Raw genomic sequence first — 14,448 nt, 5'->3', positions numbered from 1 at the left:
ACTACGCCTCGGTGGAGGTCTCGTCGGCGGTGTCCTCGACCGGGGCGGCCTTGGCCGGAGCCTCGGACTTCGGCTTGAGGACGGGCTTCTTCTTCGCGTCGACGACGAACGGAGCCTTGGGCTCCTTCACCTGGACGGTGCTGACGGCGTCGGCGTCGCCCTTGAAGCGGCCCCAGTCGCCGGTCAGCTTGAGGATCGCGGCGACCTGCTCGGTCGGCTGCGCGCCGACTCCGAGCCAGTACTGCGCGCGCTCCGAGTCGACCTGGATGAACGAGGGCTGCTCGGTCGGGTGGTACTTGCCGATCTCCTCGATCACGCGGCCGTCGCGCTTGGTGCGCGAGTCGGCGACGACGATGCGGTAGTAGGGCGCCCGGATCTTGCCGAGGCGCTTCAGACGAATCTTGACAGCCACAATTCTCCTGTGTGGTCGTTGACCGGTGTCCGGTCGATGATGGATGAACTGAGCCGTGAGCGTGGGGGCACACCCGGCGGAAGCTCGAGGGGGTTTCGTCGGCGGTGAGTAGAGGGTCGACCGCCTCGGACCCGACGGATCATTCTGCCAGAAAAACCGCCCCGGTGCGGGCCCGGCACGCCGCCGCCCAGCGGCACCCTCGCGGGAGCGGGCCGCGCGGGACCGGGAAGGCCTCCGCCGGGGCTCGGCGTCCGCCCCGGCCGCAGGTGGCAGGATGGCGAGGCGCGTCCCGATCGGCGGACGCCCGGATCCGATGAGGACCACGCCATGGAGATCAGCTTCGCCGCATCAGACCGCTCCACGCTCGGGATCGAGTGGGAGGTCGCGATCGTCGACCGGCAGACGGGCGATCTCGCCAACGTCGCCGATGTGGTGCTGGAGGCGCTCCGCAGCGACGACGGCGCCCCGCACCCGCACATCACCGGCGAGCTCCTGCGCAACACGGTCGAGCTGGTCTCCGGCGTGCACACCTCCGTCCGCGACGCGGTCGCCGACCTGCAGGATCAGCTGCGGCAGGTGCGCGAGATCACCGACCCCATGGGACTCGACCTCGTGTGCTCGGGCACGCACCCGTTCGCGCAGTGGTTCGACCAGGCCATCACGGACAAGGAGCGGTACCACCGCCTCATCGACCGGACCCAGTGGTGGGGCCGGAACATGATGATCTGGGGCATTCACGTGCACGTCGGCATCGAGCACCGCGACAAGGTGCTGCCGATCCTCAACTCCCTGCTCGACTACTACCCGCACCTGCAGGCGCTCTCGGCGTCGAGCCCGTTCTGGGGCGGGGTCGACACGGGCTACGCCTCGAACCGCGCGCTGATGTTCCAGCAGCTGCCGACGGCGGGCCTGCCTCCGCAGTTCGGTGCCTGGGCGAACTACGAGGAGTACGTCGACGACATGATGCGCACCGGCGTCATCGACGACCACACGGAGGTCCGCTGGGACATCCGCCCCTCGCCGCAGTGGGGCACTCTCGAGATGCGCGCGTGCGACGGCCTCTCCTCCGCGGAGGAGATCGGAGCAGTCGCCGCGCTGATCCAGTGCCTCGTCGAGCACCTCTCGTCGCGGCTGGACGCGGGCGAGGACCTTCCGACGATGCAGCCCTGGTACGTGCGCGAGAACAAGTGGCGCGCGGCCCGCTACGGACTCGACGCCGAGATCATCCTCGACGCCGCTGGAGCGGAGCGGCTGGTCACCGACGACATCCGCGACCTGCTCGTCACCCTCGCACCGGTCGCCGAGCGTCTCGACTGCGTGAAGGAGCTCGGCGACGTCGAGCTGATCCTGGTCGCGGGAGCGAGCTACCAGCGCCAGCTGCGGACGGCGGCGGCGAACGACGGCGACCTCAAGGCGGTGGTCCGGGCGCTCGCGGGCGAGCTGCGCGACGGGCTCCAGGATCCCCGCTCATGACGCGTCCCGTCCTCCTCGCCGCAGCCGCGATCGGCGCGCTGGCCCTCGGCCTCGCCGGCTGCTCGTCCTCGACGACGACCGGCCCGGCGACCGCGTCCCCCGCCGGCACCGCCACTTCCTTCCCGACCGTCACCGCCGATCCGCTGCCGCTCTCGATCGGCGGCTCTCTTCCCGCCGGCTCCCGGGTGACGATCGTCGGCGACAGCATCGTGCGCGGTCTGACGGTCGACCCGGAGCAGGCCTGGCCCGCTCTCGTCGGCGACGACCTCGGCTGGGAGGTCACGAACCTGGGCTGCGACGGCGGCGGCTTCATCGAGCCGGGCGACTGCGGCGTCGCGATCGGCGACCGCGCGCAGGAGATCGCCGACACCCGGCCCGATGCGATCGTGCTGATCGCCAGCAGCAACGACCTGGGCTGGGATCCGGAGGACGTGGACGCCGCGATCGGGCCGGCGGTGGACGCGATCGTGTCCGCCTCGCCCTCGGCCCGGCTCATCGCGCTCGACTCGGTGTGGGGCCCCGACCCGCGCCCCTCCGATCTCGACGAGTACGACGCGGCGCTGGTCGAGGCCGTGACGGCCGCCGGCGGCGGTGCGCTCGAGTACCCGGACCCCCTCCGCGAGGACGGGCTGCTCGGCGAGGACGGCGTGCATCCCACCGTCGAGGGCCAGCGCGCCCTGGCCGACGCGTTCGAGGTGGCGGCCGAGAAGTCCGGCCTCGCCCGGGCGGTGCCGACCGGCCAGAAGGCGACGGACGCGCCGCCGGCCTGACTCCGACGCGGGGCGCCGCCCTGACGGCGCCCCGCCGGGTCAGCGCGCGGTGCTGTTCCGGCCGTCGCGCCAGCCGAGCAGGTCGCGCACGGGAGCGAGGTCGATGTCCGGACCGGTGATGCCGAGCGTGAACAGGCGGGCGCCCAGGTCGTACTGCTGGTCGAGCACGTCGAAGGAGGCGTCGCCGACACCGCCGCGCACGCTCGCGCCGGTCGAGATCTCGATCGCCGCCGGGTCGCGGTCGACGCGGCTGCACCACTCCGAGAGCACGCCGAGCTTGCGCTCGAGCGTCGGGACGTCCGAGAAGCTGTGCCAGATGTCGGCGTGCTCGGCGACGATCCGCAGCGTCTTCTTCTCGCCGCCGCCGCCGATCATCACCGGGATGTCGCGGGTGGGCGCCGGGTTGAGCATCGACCACCGGCTGCGGATGCGCGGCATCGCCTCGGAGAGCTCGTCGAGGCGGGAGCCGGGAGTGCCGAACTCGTAGCCGTACTCCTCGTAGTCGCGCTCGAACCAGCCCGAGCCGATGCCGAAGATCAGACGGCCCTCGGCGCCCTTGGCGCTGATGTGGTCGACCGTGCGCGCCATGTCGGCGAGGAGGTCGGGGTTCCGGTAGCTGTTGCAGGTGACCAGCGGGCCGAACTCGATGCGGCTGGTCTGCTCGGCCCAGGCCGCGAGCATGCTCCAGCCCTCGAAGTGCAGGCCGTTCGGCTCTCCCGAGAGCGGGAAGAAGTGGTCCCAGTTGAAGGCGATGTCGACGCCGAGGTCCTCGAGCTCGGCGAGCGTGTCGCGGATGACCTCGTAGGGGACGTGCTGCGGTGCGATCTGGACGCCGATGCGGACGGGGCGCGCGTGTGCGGTTGTCATGCCCTCACGCTAGCGAGCGGTGCGCCTCACGGGGATCCCCGCTGCGGCCCCCGGAGGGACGGCGCGCTACTCCCCCGCCGGGTCCGGCGACGCCGAGGGCGCCTCGTCGCTCGTGGAGCGGGCGAGCTTGACGACGGTGGCCCCCTCGTCGTCGAACAGGCGGAGCCGTCCGCCGTCGATCGAGGCCATCGCCGCCTCCGAGAAGATCATCGGCAGTGCGACGCCGTCGCAGGCGATCAGCGTGCTCGGCCCGGCCGAGACAGTGAGGGCGCCCTCCTGGTCGATCGACCACTCGCCCTGCGCGCCGTTGCAGCCGTCGGAGCCCGTCCAGGTCCCGTCCTCCGCGATCAGGAGGAACGGCACGTCGGGCGCGTCGTAGGAGACGCCCGTCACCCAGCGGCCGACCAGGTCCTCCGGGGAGGGCGCCGTCATCGCGTCGACCCCGGAGCCCTCGGCGCAGCCGGTGAGCCCGAGCACGGCCGCGAGGACGAGGACCCCGCCCGCGCGTCCGGCCGCGACCCGCCTCATCGCCCGAGGAGCTTCTGCAGCTGCTCGAGCTCCTCCGGCGTGGGCTGGGCGCCCTTGCCGGCGCCGCCGCCCAGGCCGAAGCCGGAGCCGCCCGCATCGCCCGGGCGGGGCCCGGAGGTGATCGCCGCGTTCTCGGCCGCGCGCTTGGCGGGGTTGCCGGACTTGCTGCTCTTCTTCTTCTGCGGCTTCGGGCGGCCCTGGTAGCCGGCGCCGGGCACCGGGCCCATCCCGGGGACCGAGGGCATGCCGCCCTTGGCGACCGTTTTCATCATCTTGGCGGCCTGCTCGAAGCGCTGGACGAGCTGGTTGACGTCCGTGACCGTCATGCCGGAGCCGCGGGCGATGCGCAGGCGCCGCGAGCCGTTGAGCAGCTTCGGGTTGACCCGCTCCGCCTTCGTCATCGACTGGATGATCGCCTCGGTGCGCACGATCTCGCGCTCGTCGAACTGGTCGAGCTGCTCGCGCATGCCCTTCGCGCCGGGCAGCATGCCGATCATCTTCTTGATCGAGCCCATGTTGCGCAGCTGCTGCATCTGGCCGAGGAAGTCGTCGAGGGTGAACGTGTCCCCCATGATCTTCTCGGCGATCTTGCGCGCCTCGTCCTCGTCGAACGCGGACTGGGCCTGCTCGATGAGCGTCAGCACGTCGCCGAGGTCGAGGATGCGGCTCGCCATGCGGTCGGGGTGGAACTGCTCGAAGTCGTCGAGCGACTCACCCGTGGAGGCGAAGAGGATCGGGCGGCCGGTGAGCGAGGCGACCGAGAGCGCCGCGCCTCCGCGGGCGTCGCCGTCGAGCTTGGAGAGGACGACGCCGGTGAAGTCGACGCCCTCCTGGAAGGCCTTGGCGGTCGCGACCGCGTCCTGGCCGATCATCGCGTCGATGACGAACAGGACCTCGTCGGGGTTCGTGACGCGGCGGATGTCGGCGGCCTGCTTCATCATGTCGGCGTCGACGCCGAGGCGTCCGGCCGTGTCGATGATGACCGTGTCGTACTGCTTGTCGGTCGCGAAGCGGATCGCGTTCTGGGCGACCTTGACCGGGTTGCCGACGCCGTTGCCCGGCTCCGGCGCGTAGACCGCGACTCCGGCCTGCTCGCCGACGACCTGCAGCTGCTGCACGGCGTTGGGGCGCTGGAGGTCGGCCGCGACGAGCAGCGGGGTGTGGCCGTCCTTGCCGAGGTACTTGCCGAGCTTGCCCGCGAGGGTCGTCTTACCCGCGCCCTGGAGGCCGGCGAGCATGATGACGGTCGGCGGGCGCTTGGCGAACTCGAGCCGGCGCGACTGTCCGCCGAGGATCGCGACGAGCTCCTCGTTGACGATCTGGACGACCTGCTGGGCCGGGTTGAGCGCCTTGTTGACCTCGTCGCCGAGGGCGCGCTCGCGCACCTTGCCGGTGAACTCCTTCACGACCTCCAGCGCCACGTCGGCGTCGAGGAGGGCCCGCCGGATCTCGCGGACGGTGCCGTCGACGTCCGACGCGGAGAGCTTGCCCTTCGTGCGGAGGTTCTTGAAGGTCTCGACGAGTCGATCGGAGAGGGTGCCGAAAGTAGCCATGATGCCCGGAATTCTACCGGAGGCCCGGAGGGTCGGCGGGCGGGGCCGCCGACCGGCTCGCGATCGGCGCGATCATCGCTGAGCGGATTAACTGGTCCGGGTCCAAGAACAGGGTTAGGGTGGCCCGGTGATCGAGACACTGGTGGCGGGCGACTCCGCGGAACCCCTGGACTACGCCGACGGCTGGGAGCTGCAGCGCCGCCTGCACGCCGAGGTGGTGGCGGGCTCGAGGCCGGACACCCTCGTGCTCTGCGAGCACTCCTCCGTCTACACCGCCGGCAAGCGCACCGAGGCGCACGAGCGCCCGGACGACGGCTCGCCCGTGGTCGACGTCGACCGCGGAGGGCGGATCACCTGGCACGGCCCGGGCCAGCTCGTCGGCTACCCGATCGTGCGGCTCGGCGAGCCCGTCGACGTGGTCGCCTACGTCCGCTCGCTGGAGGGCGTGCTGATCGCCGCTCTCGACGACCTGGGCGTGCAGGGGCGGCGCGTCGACGGGCGCTCGGGAGTGTGGATCCCGAGGGACGGCGGCGCCGACAAGATCGCCGCGATCGGCATCCGCGTCGCCTCGGGCGTGACGATGCACGGCTTCGCCCTCAACGTCTCGAACAGCCTCGAGCCCTACGCCCGCATCGTCGCCTGCGGCATCGCCGACGCCGGGGTGACCACGCTCGAGCGCGAGCGCGGCGGGGCTGCGCCCATGGAGGCGGTGCGGGCGCGGGTGGCGGCGCGCTTCTCGGAGGCGGCCCCCGCCTTCTCCGCCCGCATCGAGGAGGTCGCCGCGTGAGCGCCGAGGCCGGCGGCCGCAAGCTCCTGCGGCTGGAGATCCGCAACGCCGAGACGCCGATCGAGCGCAAGCCCGAGTGGATACGCACGAAGGCCTCGATGGGTCCGGAGTACCTGCAGCTGCAGTCGCTGGTGAAGAGCGAGGAGCTGCACACCGTCTGCCAGGAGGCGGGCTGCCCCAACATCTTCGAGTGCTGGGAGGACCGAGAGGCGACCTTCCTCATCGGGGGCGCCCAGTGCACCCGCCGCTGCGACTTCTGCCAGATCGACACCGGGAAGCCCGCGGACTACGACGCCGACGAGCCCCGGCGCGTCGGCGAGTCCGTGGCGCGGATGAACCTCCGCTACGCGACCGTCACCGGAGTCGCCCGCGACGACCTGCCGGACGAGGGCTCCTGGCTCTACGCCGAGACCATCCGCCAGATCCACGCCCAGGCTCCGGGCACGGGGGTCGAGATCCTGGTCCCGGACTTCACCGGCCGCGCCGAGCACCTGCAGAGGGTGTTCGACGCGGAGCCGGAGGTGTTCGCCCACAACGTCGAGACGGTGCCGCGGATCTTCAAGCGCATCCGGCCGGCCTTCCGCTACGAGCGCTCGCTCGACGTGCTCACCCAGGGCCGGGAGGCGGGGCTGATCACGAAGTCGAACCTCATCCTCGGCATGGGCGAGGAGCGGGAGGAGATCTCGCAGGCGCTGCAGGACCTCCACGACGCCGGCACCGACATCGTGACCATCACGCAGTACCTCCGCCCGACGCCGCGGCATCTGCCGGTGGACCGCTGGGTGCACCCGGAGGAGTTCGTGGCGATCAAGGAGGAGGCCGAGGACATCGGCTTCCTCGGCGTCCTCGCGGGGCCCCTGGTCCGCTCCTCCTACCGGGCCGGCCGGCTCTGGGCGCGCTCGATGGAGTCGAAGGGGCTGCCGGTTCCGGAGCACCTGCGCCACCTCGCCGACGCGGCACTGGGCTTCTCGCAGGCCGTGTAGCCCGCCACCGGGACGGCGCCGGCGCGTCGTCCCGGGCTGGGCCGCTCAGCTGACGAGCTGCTGGGCGAAGACGTGGGGGGTGAAGCCGGTGAGGTCGCCGATGCCCTCGCCCTGGCCGACGAGCTTGATCGGGATGCCGGTGCGCTCCTGGACCGCGAGGACGAAGCCGCCCTTCGCGGAGCCGTCGAGCTTGGTGATGACCAGGCCGGTGACGCCCGCGTGCTCGATGAACGCCTCGGCCTGGCTCAGCCCGTTCTGACCGGTCGTCGCGTCGAGCACGAGCAGGATCTCGGAGATCGGGGCCTGCTTCTCGATGACGCGCTTGATCTTCGTGAGCTCGTCCATCAGCCCGCCCTTGGTGTGCAGGCGGCCGGCCGTGTCGATGATGACCATCTCGACGCCGGTGTCCTTCGCGAACTGCACGGTCTGGAAGGCGACGGACGCCGGATCCTGGCGCTCCTGCTGAGGGCGGACGATCTGGGCGTCGGCGCGCTGCGCCCAGGTGGCGAGCTGGTCGACCGCCGCCGCGCGGAAGGTGTCGGCCGCGCCGACCACGACGCTCCGGCCGTAGTTGCGGAGGAACTTGGCGAACTTGCCGATGGTCGTGGTCTTGCCGACGCCGTTCACGCCGACCACGAGGATCACGGCGGGGCGCTCGCTGAGCTTGAGGGTCGTGTCGTACTTCGACAGGCGCTCCTCGAGGGACTCGCGGAGCATCCGCTGCAGGTCGCGCGGGTCGGTGGTGGAGTAGCGGGCGACCTTGGAGCGGAGGTCGTCGACGATCTCCTCGGTGATGTCGGGGCCGAAGTCGGCGGTGATCAGCGCCGTCTCGAGGTCGTCCCAGGTCTGGTCGTCGATCGTGCGCTTCTCGAACAGGCCGCGCAGTGCGCGGCCGAGCGACCAGGAGGTGCGTTCTGCCATGGGTCCAGGCTACCGGCGGGCGCGCCTCCGAGCGGTCGGGGAGGCGGGTTCAGGCCGGGGGCGCGGCGACGCGCTGGCCGACGACGGCCGAGACGCCGTCCTGCCGCATCGACACGCCGTAGAGGGCGTCCGCGATCTCCATGGTCCGCTTCTGGTGGGTGATGACGATCAGCTGGCTCGAGGTGCGCAGGTCCTCGAAGATGCTGAGCAGTCGGCCGAGATTCGCGTCGTCGAGGGCGGCCTCCACCTCGTCCATGATGTAGAAGGGGCTCGGCCGCGACTTGAAGATGGCGACCATGAACGCCACGGCCGCGAGCGAGCGCTCCCCTCCGGAGAGGAGCGACAGCCGCTCGATCTTCTTGCCGGCCGGCCGCACCGCGACCTCGATGCCGGTGGTGAGCAGGTTCTCCGGGTCGGTCAGCCGGATGCTGCCGGTGCCGCCGGGGAAGAGGACGGGGAACACGTCCGCGAACGCCGCCTGCGTGTCGTCGAACGCGGAGGCGAACACGGTCTGCATCGTCTCGTCGAGCTCCTCGATGATGGTGAGCAGGTCGCGCCGGGTCCCGGTGAGGTCGGCCAGCTGCTCGGTCAGGAACGCGTGCCGCTGCTCCAGCGCGGCGAACTCCTCCAGCGCGAGCGGATTGACGCGGCCCAGCTGCCCCAGCTGCTTCTCGGCCTTCTCGAGGCGGCGGCGCTGCTCCTCGCGGACGTAGGGCCGCGGCTCCTGCTCCACGTCCGTCTCGTCGGGGACGCCGACTCCAGGACCGTACTCCTCCACCAGCATGTCCTCGGTGAGCCCGAGCTCGGACGCGGCGCGCTCGAGCAGACCGGTGAGCTGCAGCCTCTTCTCGTAGATCTGCAGCTCGAGGCCGTGGACGCTCTCGGTGACGGACTGGAGCCGGTCGCGCACGTTCCCCTCCTCGCGGCGGAGCCCCTGCAGCTCGGCGTTCTGCTGCGAGCGCGCCGCCTCGGCCGCGACGAGCTCGGCCCGGGCCTGCTGGACGGAGCGGTCGACGGAGGCGAGGACGGCGGGGAGCGCGGCGGTCACCTCGGCCGCCGCGTCGCGCTGGCGACGGCGGATCACGGCGCGGCGCGCGGCCTCGTCGGCGGCGGCGCGGTCGGCGGCCAGCTGGCGGGCCAGCGCCTCCCCGCGGGACTGCTCCGCCCGCACCCGCTCCTTGGCGGTCTCGACGCCGAGTCGCGCCTCGATCTCGCGCTCGCGTGCGGTGTCGACGTCGCGCTGCAGACCGTCGCGGGCGCTCGCGTCGAGCACCGGCCGGGGCCGGGCGCGCGCGGCGTCGAGCGCCGACCTCGCCTCCTGGGCCGCGCGCTCGGCGTCGCCGACCCGGTCCGAGGCGACGGCCAGCGCCCTCGAGCCCCGGCCGTGCTCGGCGGTGGCCGCCTCGAGCTGGGCGCGCACGCCGCCGAGCCGCTCGGTGTGGGCGGCACGGGCGGCGTCGTGCTCGCGGAGGGCCGAGAGCGCGCTCGCGGCCTGCTCCTTCGCGCCGCGGAGCGCTCCGGTCTGCTCGGCGAGCTCGAAGCGGAGCCGGTCGATCCCGCCCTCGACCTCCTCCAGCCGGGCGGCGGCCGAGTCGCGCTCGGAGACGAGCTCGATCCGGCTGCGCTGCCCGCCGGAGCCGGCGCTCTGCACGGCGTCGGAGACGGTCGCGCCGTCGCGGGTGACCAGGACGGTGCCCGGATCGATGCGCTCCCTCAGCCGCCGCGCCGCGGCGAGGTCCTCGACCACGAGCACGCGCTCGAGGAGCGAGAGCACCCCGGCCGGCGCCGTGACGAGGTCACCCGCGCGTTCCGCCCCCTCGGGAACGGCGAGAGCGACGTGCGGCCGGGCGGCGTCGGCGACCAGCAGCTCGACGCGTCCGAGGTCGCGCTCCAGCGCGGCGTCCAGAGCCGCGTCGGCCCGGGTGGTCGACTCGACCAGCACGGCGTCGGCGACCGCGCCGAGGGCGGCGGCGATCGCGGCCTCGGAGCCCGGCCGCACCTGGATCCGCTCGGCGACCCGGCCGCGCACCCCCTCGATCCGGGCGGCGATCAGCTCGGCCGAGCCGTCCGAGACGTCGAGGGCCAGCGACAGGGCACCCGTGCGGGCGGCCAGCGCCTCGCGCTCGCGCTCCAGGGCGTGCAGCTCCTCGCGCAGCCGCTCGATCCCGCCCTCGGCGGCCGAGACCGCGGACTGGGCGAGCTCGTAGCCCTCGTCGAGGCCGCCGTCGGGGCCGCGGCCGGCGTCGTCCAGCTCGGCCTCCAGAGCGTCGAGCGCCCGCCGCGCCGCCTCCTTCCGCCGGTCGGCCGCGTCGAGGGTGTTCTGCGCGCGCAGGACCTCGCCCCGGACGGACGCGAGACGGGAGGCGGCGGTGTCGGCCTGCCCCGAGAGGGTGGAGAGCTCGAGGTCGTAGCGCGAGACGAGGGCCGCCTGCGCGGCGATCTCCTCGTCGACCGCGTCGAGGGCGGAGCGGGCGGCGACGGTCGTGCCCTGCGCCTGGACCCACGCCGACTCCGCGTCGAGGACGGCCTGCCGCAGGCGCTCCAGCTCGACCCGCGCCTCCTCCACCTGCGCCGGCGTCACGCGCGGCTGGATCTGCGGCTGCTCGGACTCGAGCTCGAGCATCGCGAGCCGCTGCCCGGCGAGGGCCGAGAGGTTGCGCAGCCGCTCCTGCACCGACTCCAGCTCGAACGAGGTGCGCCGGGCGTCGTCGACCGCGTCGCCGACCACCTCCGCCTCGATCCGCGCTCGCCGGAGCGTCGCCTGCTCGAGCCGCTGCTGCAGGACCACCCGCTCGCTGTGCCGCTCGCTCTCGGTGCGGGCGAAGCCGTCCAGGGCGGTCCGGAGCGCGACCACGTCGTCGGCGAGCAGGCGCGCCCGGGCGTCGCGCACCACGGCGGCGATCGTCTGCGCCTGCCGTGCGACCTCGGCCTGGCGCCCGAGGGGCTTGAGCTGGCGCCGGATCTCGCCCGCGAGGTCGGAGAGGCGGGTCAGGTTCGCCTGCATCGCCTCGAGCTTGCGGAGCGTCTTCTCCTTGCGGCGGCGGTGCTTGAGGATCCCGGCGGCCTCCTCGATGAACCCGCGCCGCTCCTCGGGGGTCGCGTGCAGCACGGCGTCGAGCTGTCCCTGCCCCACGATGACGTGCATCTCGCGCCCGAGACCGGAGTCGCTCAACAGCTCCTGCACGTCGAGCAGCCGGCAGCCGCGTCCGTTGATCGCGTACTCGCTGCCGCCGTTGCGGAAGAGGGTCCGGGTGATCGTCACCTCGGTGTACTCGATCGGCAGGGCGCCGTCCGAGTTGTCGATGGTGAGCGCCACCTCGGCGCGGCCGAGGGGTCCGCGGGTGGAGGTGCCCGCGAAGATGACGTCCTCCATCTTGCCGCCGCGGAGCGTCTTCGCCCCCTGCTCCCCCATCACCCAGGCGAGCGCGTCGACGACGTTGCTCTTGCCCGAGCCGTTGGGGCCGACGACGCAGGTGACCCCCGGCTCGAAGGCGAACGTGGTCGGCTGAGCGAAGGACTTGAAGCCCTTGAGGGTCAGGCTCTTCAGGTACACCCGGCCGCCTCGCTCCCGTCCACAACGCCTCCACGGTAGCCGACGGCCGCGGCCGGGCCGGGAGGCGGAGCCCCGACCGGCCGACGGACCGCCGCGATCCCGCACCGGAACAGGCGCAGGAGGCCGCCGCGGGCGCCGGGACGTGCACACTGGGGTGGTGAACCGCACCTCCGACCCGGCGCTCCGGATCCGCGAGCTCGCGATCCCCGAGGCCGTGGGCGCCGACGGCTGGAGCGACTTCCTCGCCCTGACCGCGATCGGCGATGCGGTGGGGACCGCCCCGGACTGCCGGGCCGTCTACATCTGGAACGCCGAGGAGAACCGACCGATGCTCGCCGTGAACGAGGCCGTCGGCTTCACCCCCGTCGCCCACGAGGGCCAGTGGAGGAAGGAGCTCTCATGACCCCGCTCGTCGAGCCCGGACCGCCGCTGACCGCCGCCGAGCGCGAGCGGTTCGCCCGGCAGATCCGCCTGGCGCCCCTCGGGGAGCTCGGACAGCGGCGCCTCCGGAACGCGCGCGTGCTGATCCTCGGCGCGGGCGGCATCGGCTCGCCGGTGATCACGGCGCTCGCCGCGGCCGGGATCGGGCGGCTCGGCATCGTGGACGGCGACGTCGTCGAGCTCTCGAACCTGGCGCGGCAGACGGCGCACGACGACTCCTCGGTGGGCCGGTCGAAGGCGGAGTCGGCGGCGGCGACCGCGCGGCGGCTCTCCCCCGGCATCGACGCCCGGGCCTTCCCGGTGTCGCTGACCTCGGCCAACGTCGACGCCCTGGTGGCGGGCTGGGACGTCGTGGTCGACGGCTTCGACACCTTCGGCGCGCGCTACCTCGCCTCGGACGCGACGACGCGCGCCGGGATCCCGCACGTGTGGGGGTCGGCGCTCGGCTTCGACGGGCAGCTCTCGACCTTCTGGGCCGGCGCTCCGGGCGGAGGGGTGACCCTGCGCGCGCTGCACCCCGAGGCCGAGGACGCGGGCGACAGCTGCTCGACGGTGGGCGTGCTGGGCGCGCTCTGCGCGCTGATCGGCTCGGCCATGGCGGCCGAGGTCGTGAAGCTCGTGACCGGGGCGGGCGAGCCGCTGTTCGGTCGCGTCCTCGTGCACGACGCTCTCGACTCCTCCTGGGCCGAGCTCCCTCTCGAGCGGCGGGTGCCGCCGGTCCCGGAGCGGCGGGCCGCGGCGGGATCGATCACGGCGGCCGAGCTGCGGGAGCGGCTGGCCGGGCCGACGCCCCCGACCGTCGTCGACCTCCGCGAGGACGACGAGGACCGGACCGTCGCGGTGCCCGGTGCCGTGCGGATGCCGATGTCGCGCTTCGACCCCGTCGCTCTGCCGGCCGGTCCGCTCGTGCTGCACTGCGCCTCCGGGGTCCGATCGCGTCTCGCGGCGGAGCGCGCGGCGGCGGCGGGCGTGGCGTCCGACTCGCTCGACGGCGGGATGGCGTCGTGGCGGGAGCGGTGACCCGTGCCGCGGCCGCGTGCGCCGCGGTACGGGTGGGGTGAGGCGCACCCAGCGCCCTGCCGATCGGCGACCCGGGATGTTCGGTGCTCGCAGCGGAGAGGATCCGTCCTTCTCCGCGGATCAGGGCGGAGCAGTGTCCGAAGCTGATCGGCGGTGGCGTGCTCGCGGCCACCGTTCCGAGGAGAGCACCCATGCCGACGCCTTCACCGCACTCCGCGCGGCAGGCGGCGCTGCTCGATCCTCCCGACCCGCTCGACCCCGGCGCGGAGGCGTGATGCCCGAGGTCTGGAGTCCCGCCGAGAGGCGGCTGCGTCGGCTCGGCTGGATTCCGCGGCGCCCCCTGCCGCGAGGTGCCGTCTGCGACGCGATCGTCTCGCCGCGCCTCAGCCTCAGCCGCGCCTGGCTGCAGACCGGGGAGTTCGAGGTCCTCCCCCATCCCGGAAGGCTCCGCGTGCTCTTCAGCCTCGACGGGACCGGCCGCCTCTCCGCCCGGGGCCGCGACCACCGGCTCCCGGCCGGCAGCGCTCTCGTGACCCGCGCCTCGACGGTGCAGTACGCGGCGGCGCTCAGTCCGTGGGCGCGCTTCGAGTGGCAGCTGCGCCCCTCGGTGCTCCGCGCGAGCGAGTTCGCCTCGCTCACGGACCGGGTCCTCGCCCTCCCCGAGGCCTACTGGCGCGCACTCACCGGTGCGGCGAACACCGTCCTCACTTTCGGCGTCGAGCCCTCGGACGCGGCCTTCGAGCACTTCGAGATCGCGAGCGAGCACCTCCTGGCCTCGGCCTTCTCGGCGCTGCTGCCCTCCTCTGACCGGGAGGACCGGTCCCCCGCCGCCGTGTACGCGAACGGCACGCGCCTGATCGAGCGGCACTACCGCGACCGCTCCTTCACGGTGGAGACGCTCGCGGAGAGTCTCGGCGTGTCGGTCAGCCACCTGCACCGGGCGTTCTCGGCCGCCGGCACCACCCCTCGTCAGCGGATCGAGCGCGCGCGGGCCTTCGAGGCGCAGCGCCTCCTCGACGAGCTCGGCCCGCGGGCGGCGACGGACCTGGACCGCGTGGCGCGGTCGGCCGGCTTCAGCTCGCGGATCCACATGCAGCGGACCCTCCGCCGGATCGACGACGCGGGCTGACGTGCGCCGCC

Annotated in this window: 13 protein-coding genes; 7 read left to right on the top strand and 6 right to left on the bottom strand. The window is 73.2% G+C overall.

Annotation, left to right across the window (positions count from 1 at the left end):
* Window position 1: 1 nt before the first annotated feature.
* On the bottom strand, window positions 2-412 hold the full coding sequence (gene rpsP, locus C5C69_RS03935; RefSeq protein ID WP_104223912.1) for a 30S ribosomal protein S16: 411 nt from the start codon (window positions 410-412) through the stop codon (window positions 2-4).
* Between the two features lie 327 nt (window positions 413-739).
* Here rpsP and C5C69_RS03930 point away from each other — a divergent pair, with 327 nt between their 5' ends.
* Both C5C69_RS03930 and C5C69_RS03925 read left to right on the top strand, forming a co-directional pair.
* Window positions 740-1,885, top strand: coding sequence for a glutamate--cysteine ligase (locus tag C5C69_RS03930; RefSeq protein ID WP_104223913.1), 1,146 nt, complete (start codon window positions 740-742; stop codon window positions 1,883-1,885).
* Window positions 1,882-2,655 (top strand): SGNH/GDSL hydrolase family protein, encoded by a 774-nt coding sequence (locus tag C5C69_RS03925; protein WP_104232490.1) that lies wholly within the window; start codon window positions 1,882-1,884, stop codon window positions 2,653-2,655. Before C5C69_RS03930 ends, C5C69_RS03925 begins: the two co-directional genes overlap by 4 nt.
* Window positions 2,656-2,694: 39 nt before the next feature.
* On the opposite strand, the gene C5C69_RS03920 is transcribed toward C5C69_RS03925, so the two are convergent.
* From C5C69_RS03920 to ffh, 3 genes are all read right to left on the bottom strand, one after another.
* Window positions 2,695-3,522 (bottom strand): LLM class F420-dependent oxidoreductase, encoded by an 828-nt coding sequence (locus C5C69_RS03920; RefSeq protein ID WP_104232489.1) that lies wholly within the window; start codon window positions 3,520-3,522, stop codon window positions 2,695-2,697.
* A gap of 66 nt (window positions 3,523-3,588) precedes the next feature.
* The gene (locus C5C69_RS03915) at window positions 3,589-4,050 is read right to left on the bottom strand and encodes an META domain-containing protein (protein WP_104257354.1); all 462 of its coding nucleotides are present in this window, start codon (window positions 4,048-4,050) and stop codon (window positions 3,589-3,591) included.
* On the bottom strand, window positions 4,047-5,603 hold the full coding sequence (gene ffh, locus C5C69_RS03910) for a signal recognition particle protein (RefSeq protein WP_104226882.1): 1,557 nt from the start codon (window positions 5,601-5,603) through the stop codon (window positions 4,047-4,049). The genes C5C69_RS03915 and ffh overlap by 4 nt, the downstream gene beginning before the upstream one ends.
* Window positions 5,604-5,730: 127 nt before the next feature.
* Between ffh and lipB the strand changes: the two genes are divergently transcribed.
* Together lipB and lipA are read left to right on the top strand one after the other, a co-directional pair.
* Window positions 5,731-6,390: a lipoyl(octanoyl) transferase LipB gene (gene lipB, locus C5C69_RS03905; RefSeq protein WP_104257353.1), complete on the top strand. Its 660-nt coding sequence runs from the start codon at window positions 5,731-5,733 to the stop codon at window positions 6,388-6,390.
* Complete coding sequence (gene lipA, locus C5C69_RS03900) at window positions 6,387-7,373, top strand: lipoyl synthase (RefSeq protein ID WP_104247634.1); 987 nt, start codon at window positions 6,387-6,389, stop codon at window positions 7,371-7,373. The genes lipB and lipA overlap by 4 nt, the downstream gene beginning before the upstream one ends.
* A gap of 45 nt (window positions 7,374-7,418) precedes the next feature.
* Here the strand turns inward: lipA and ftsY are convergent, their stop codons facing one another.
* On the bottom strand, window positions 7,419-8,294 hold the full coding sequence (ftsY, locus tag C5C69_RS03895; protein ID WP_104257352.1) for a signal recognition particle-docking protein FtsY: 876 nt from the start codon (window positions 8,292-8,294) through the stop codon (window positions 7,419-7,421).
* A 49-nt stretch (window positions 8,295-8,343) separates the two neighbouring features.
* Window positions 8,344-11,847: a chromosome segregation protein SMC gene (gene smc / locus C5C69_RS03890; RefSeq protein ID WP_104257351.1), complete on the bottom strand. Its 3,504-nt coding sequence runs from the start codon at window positions 11,845-11,847 to the stop codon at window positions 8,344-8,346.
* A 157-nt stretch (window positions 11,848-12,004) separates the two neighbouring features.
* Between smc and C5C69_RS17375 the strand changes: the two genes are divergently transcribed.
* From C5C69_RS17375 to C5C69_RS03875, 3 genes are all read left to right on the top strand, one after another.
* The gene (locus tag C5C69_RS17375) at window positions 12,005-12,250 is read left to right on the top strand and encodes a hypothetical protein (protein ID WP_181068360.1); all 246 of its coding nucleotides are present in this window, start codon (window positions 12,005-12,007) and stop codon (window positions 12,248-12,250) included.
* Entirely contained in the window at window positions 12,247-13,308 is a 1,062-nt protein-coding gene (locus tag C5C69_RS03880) for a ThiF family adenylyltransferase (RefSeq protein ID WP_104226886.1), read from the top strand. Before C5C69_RS17375 ends, C5C69_RS03880 begins: the two co-directional genes overlap by 4 nt.
* Window positions 13,309-13,582: 274 nt before the next feature.
* Complete coding sequence (locus C5C69_RS03875) at window positions 13,583-14,437, top strand: AraC family transcriptional regulator (RefSeq protein WP_104226887.1); 855 nt, start codon at window positions 13,583-13,585, stop codon at window positions 14,435-14,437.
* The last annotated feature ends 11 nt before the right edge of the window (window positions 14,438-14,448 follow it).

Origin of the sequence: Rathayibacter sp. AY1C7, assembly GCF_002931865.1 — a bacterium.
GTDB lineage: Bacteria > Actinomycetota > Actinomycetes > Actinomycetales > Microbacteriaceae > Rathayibacter.
Note: the sequence above shows the minus strand (reverse complement) of the source record. Positions and strands in the feature narration are given on the sequence as shown.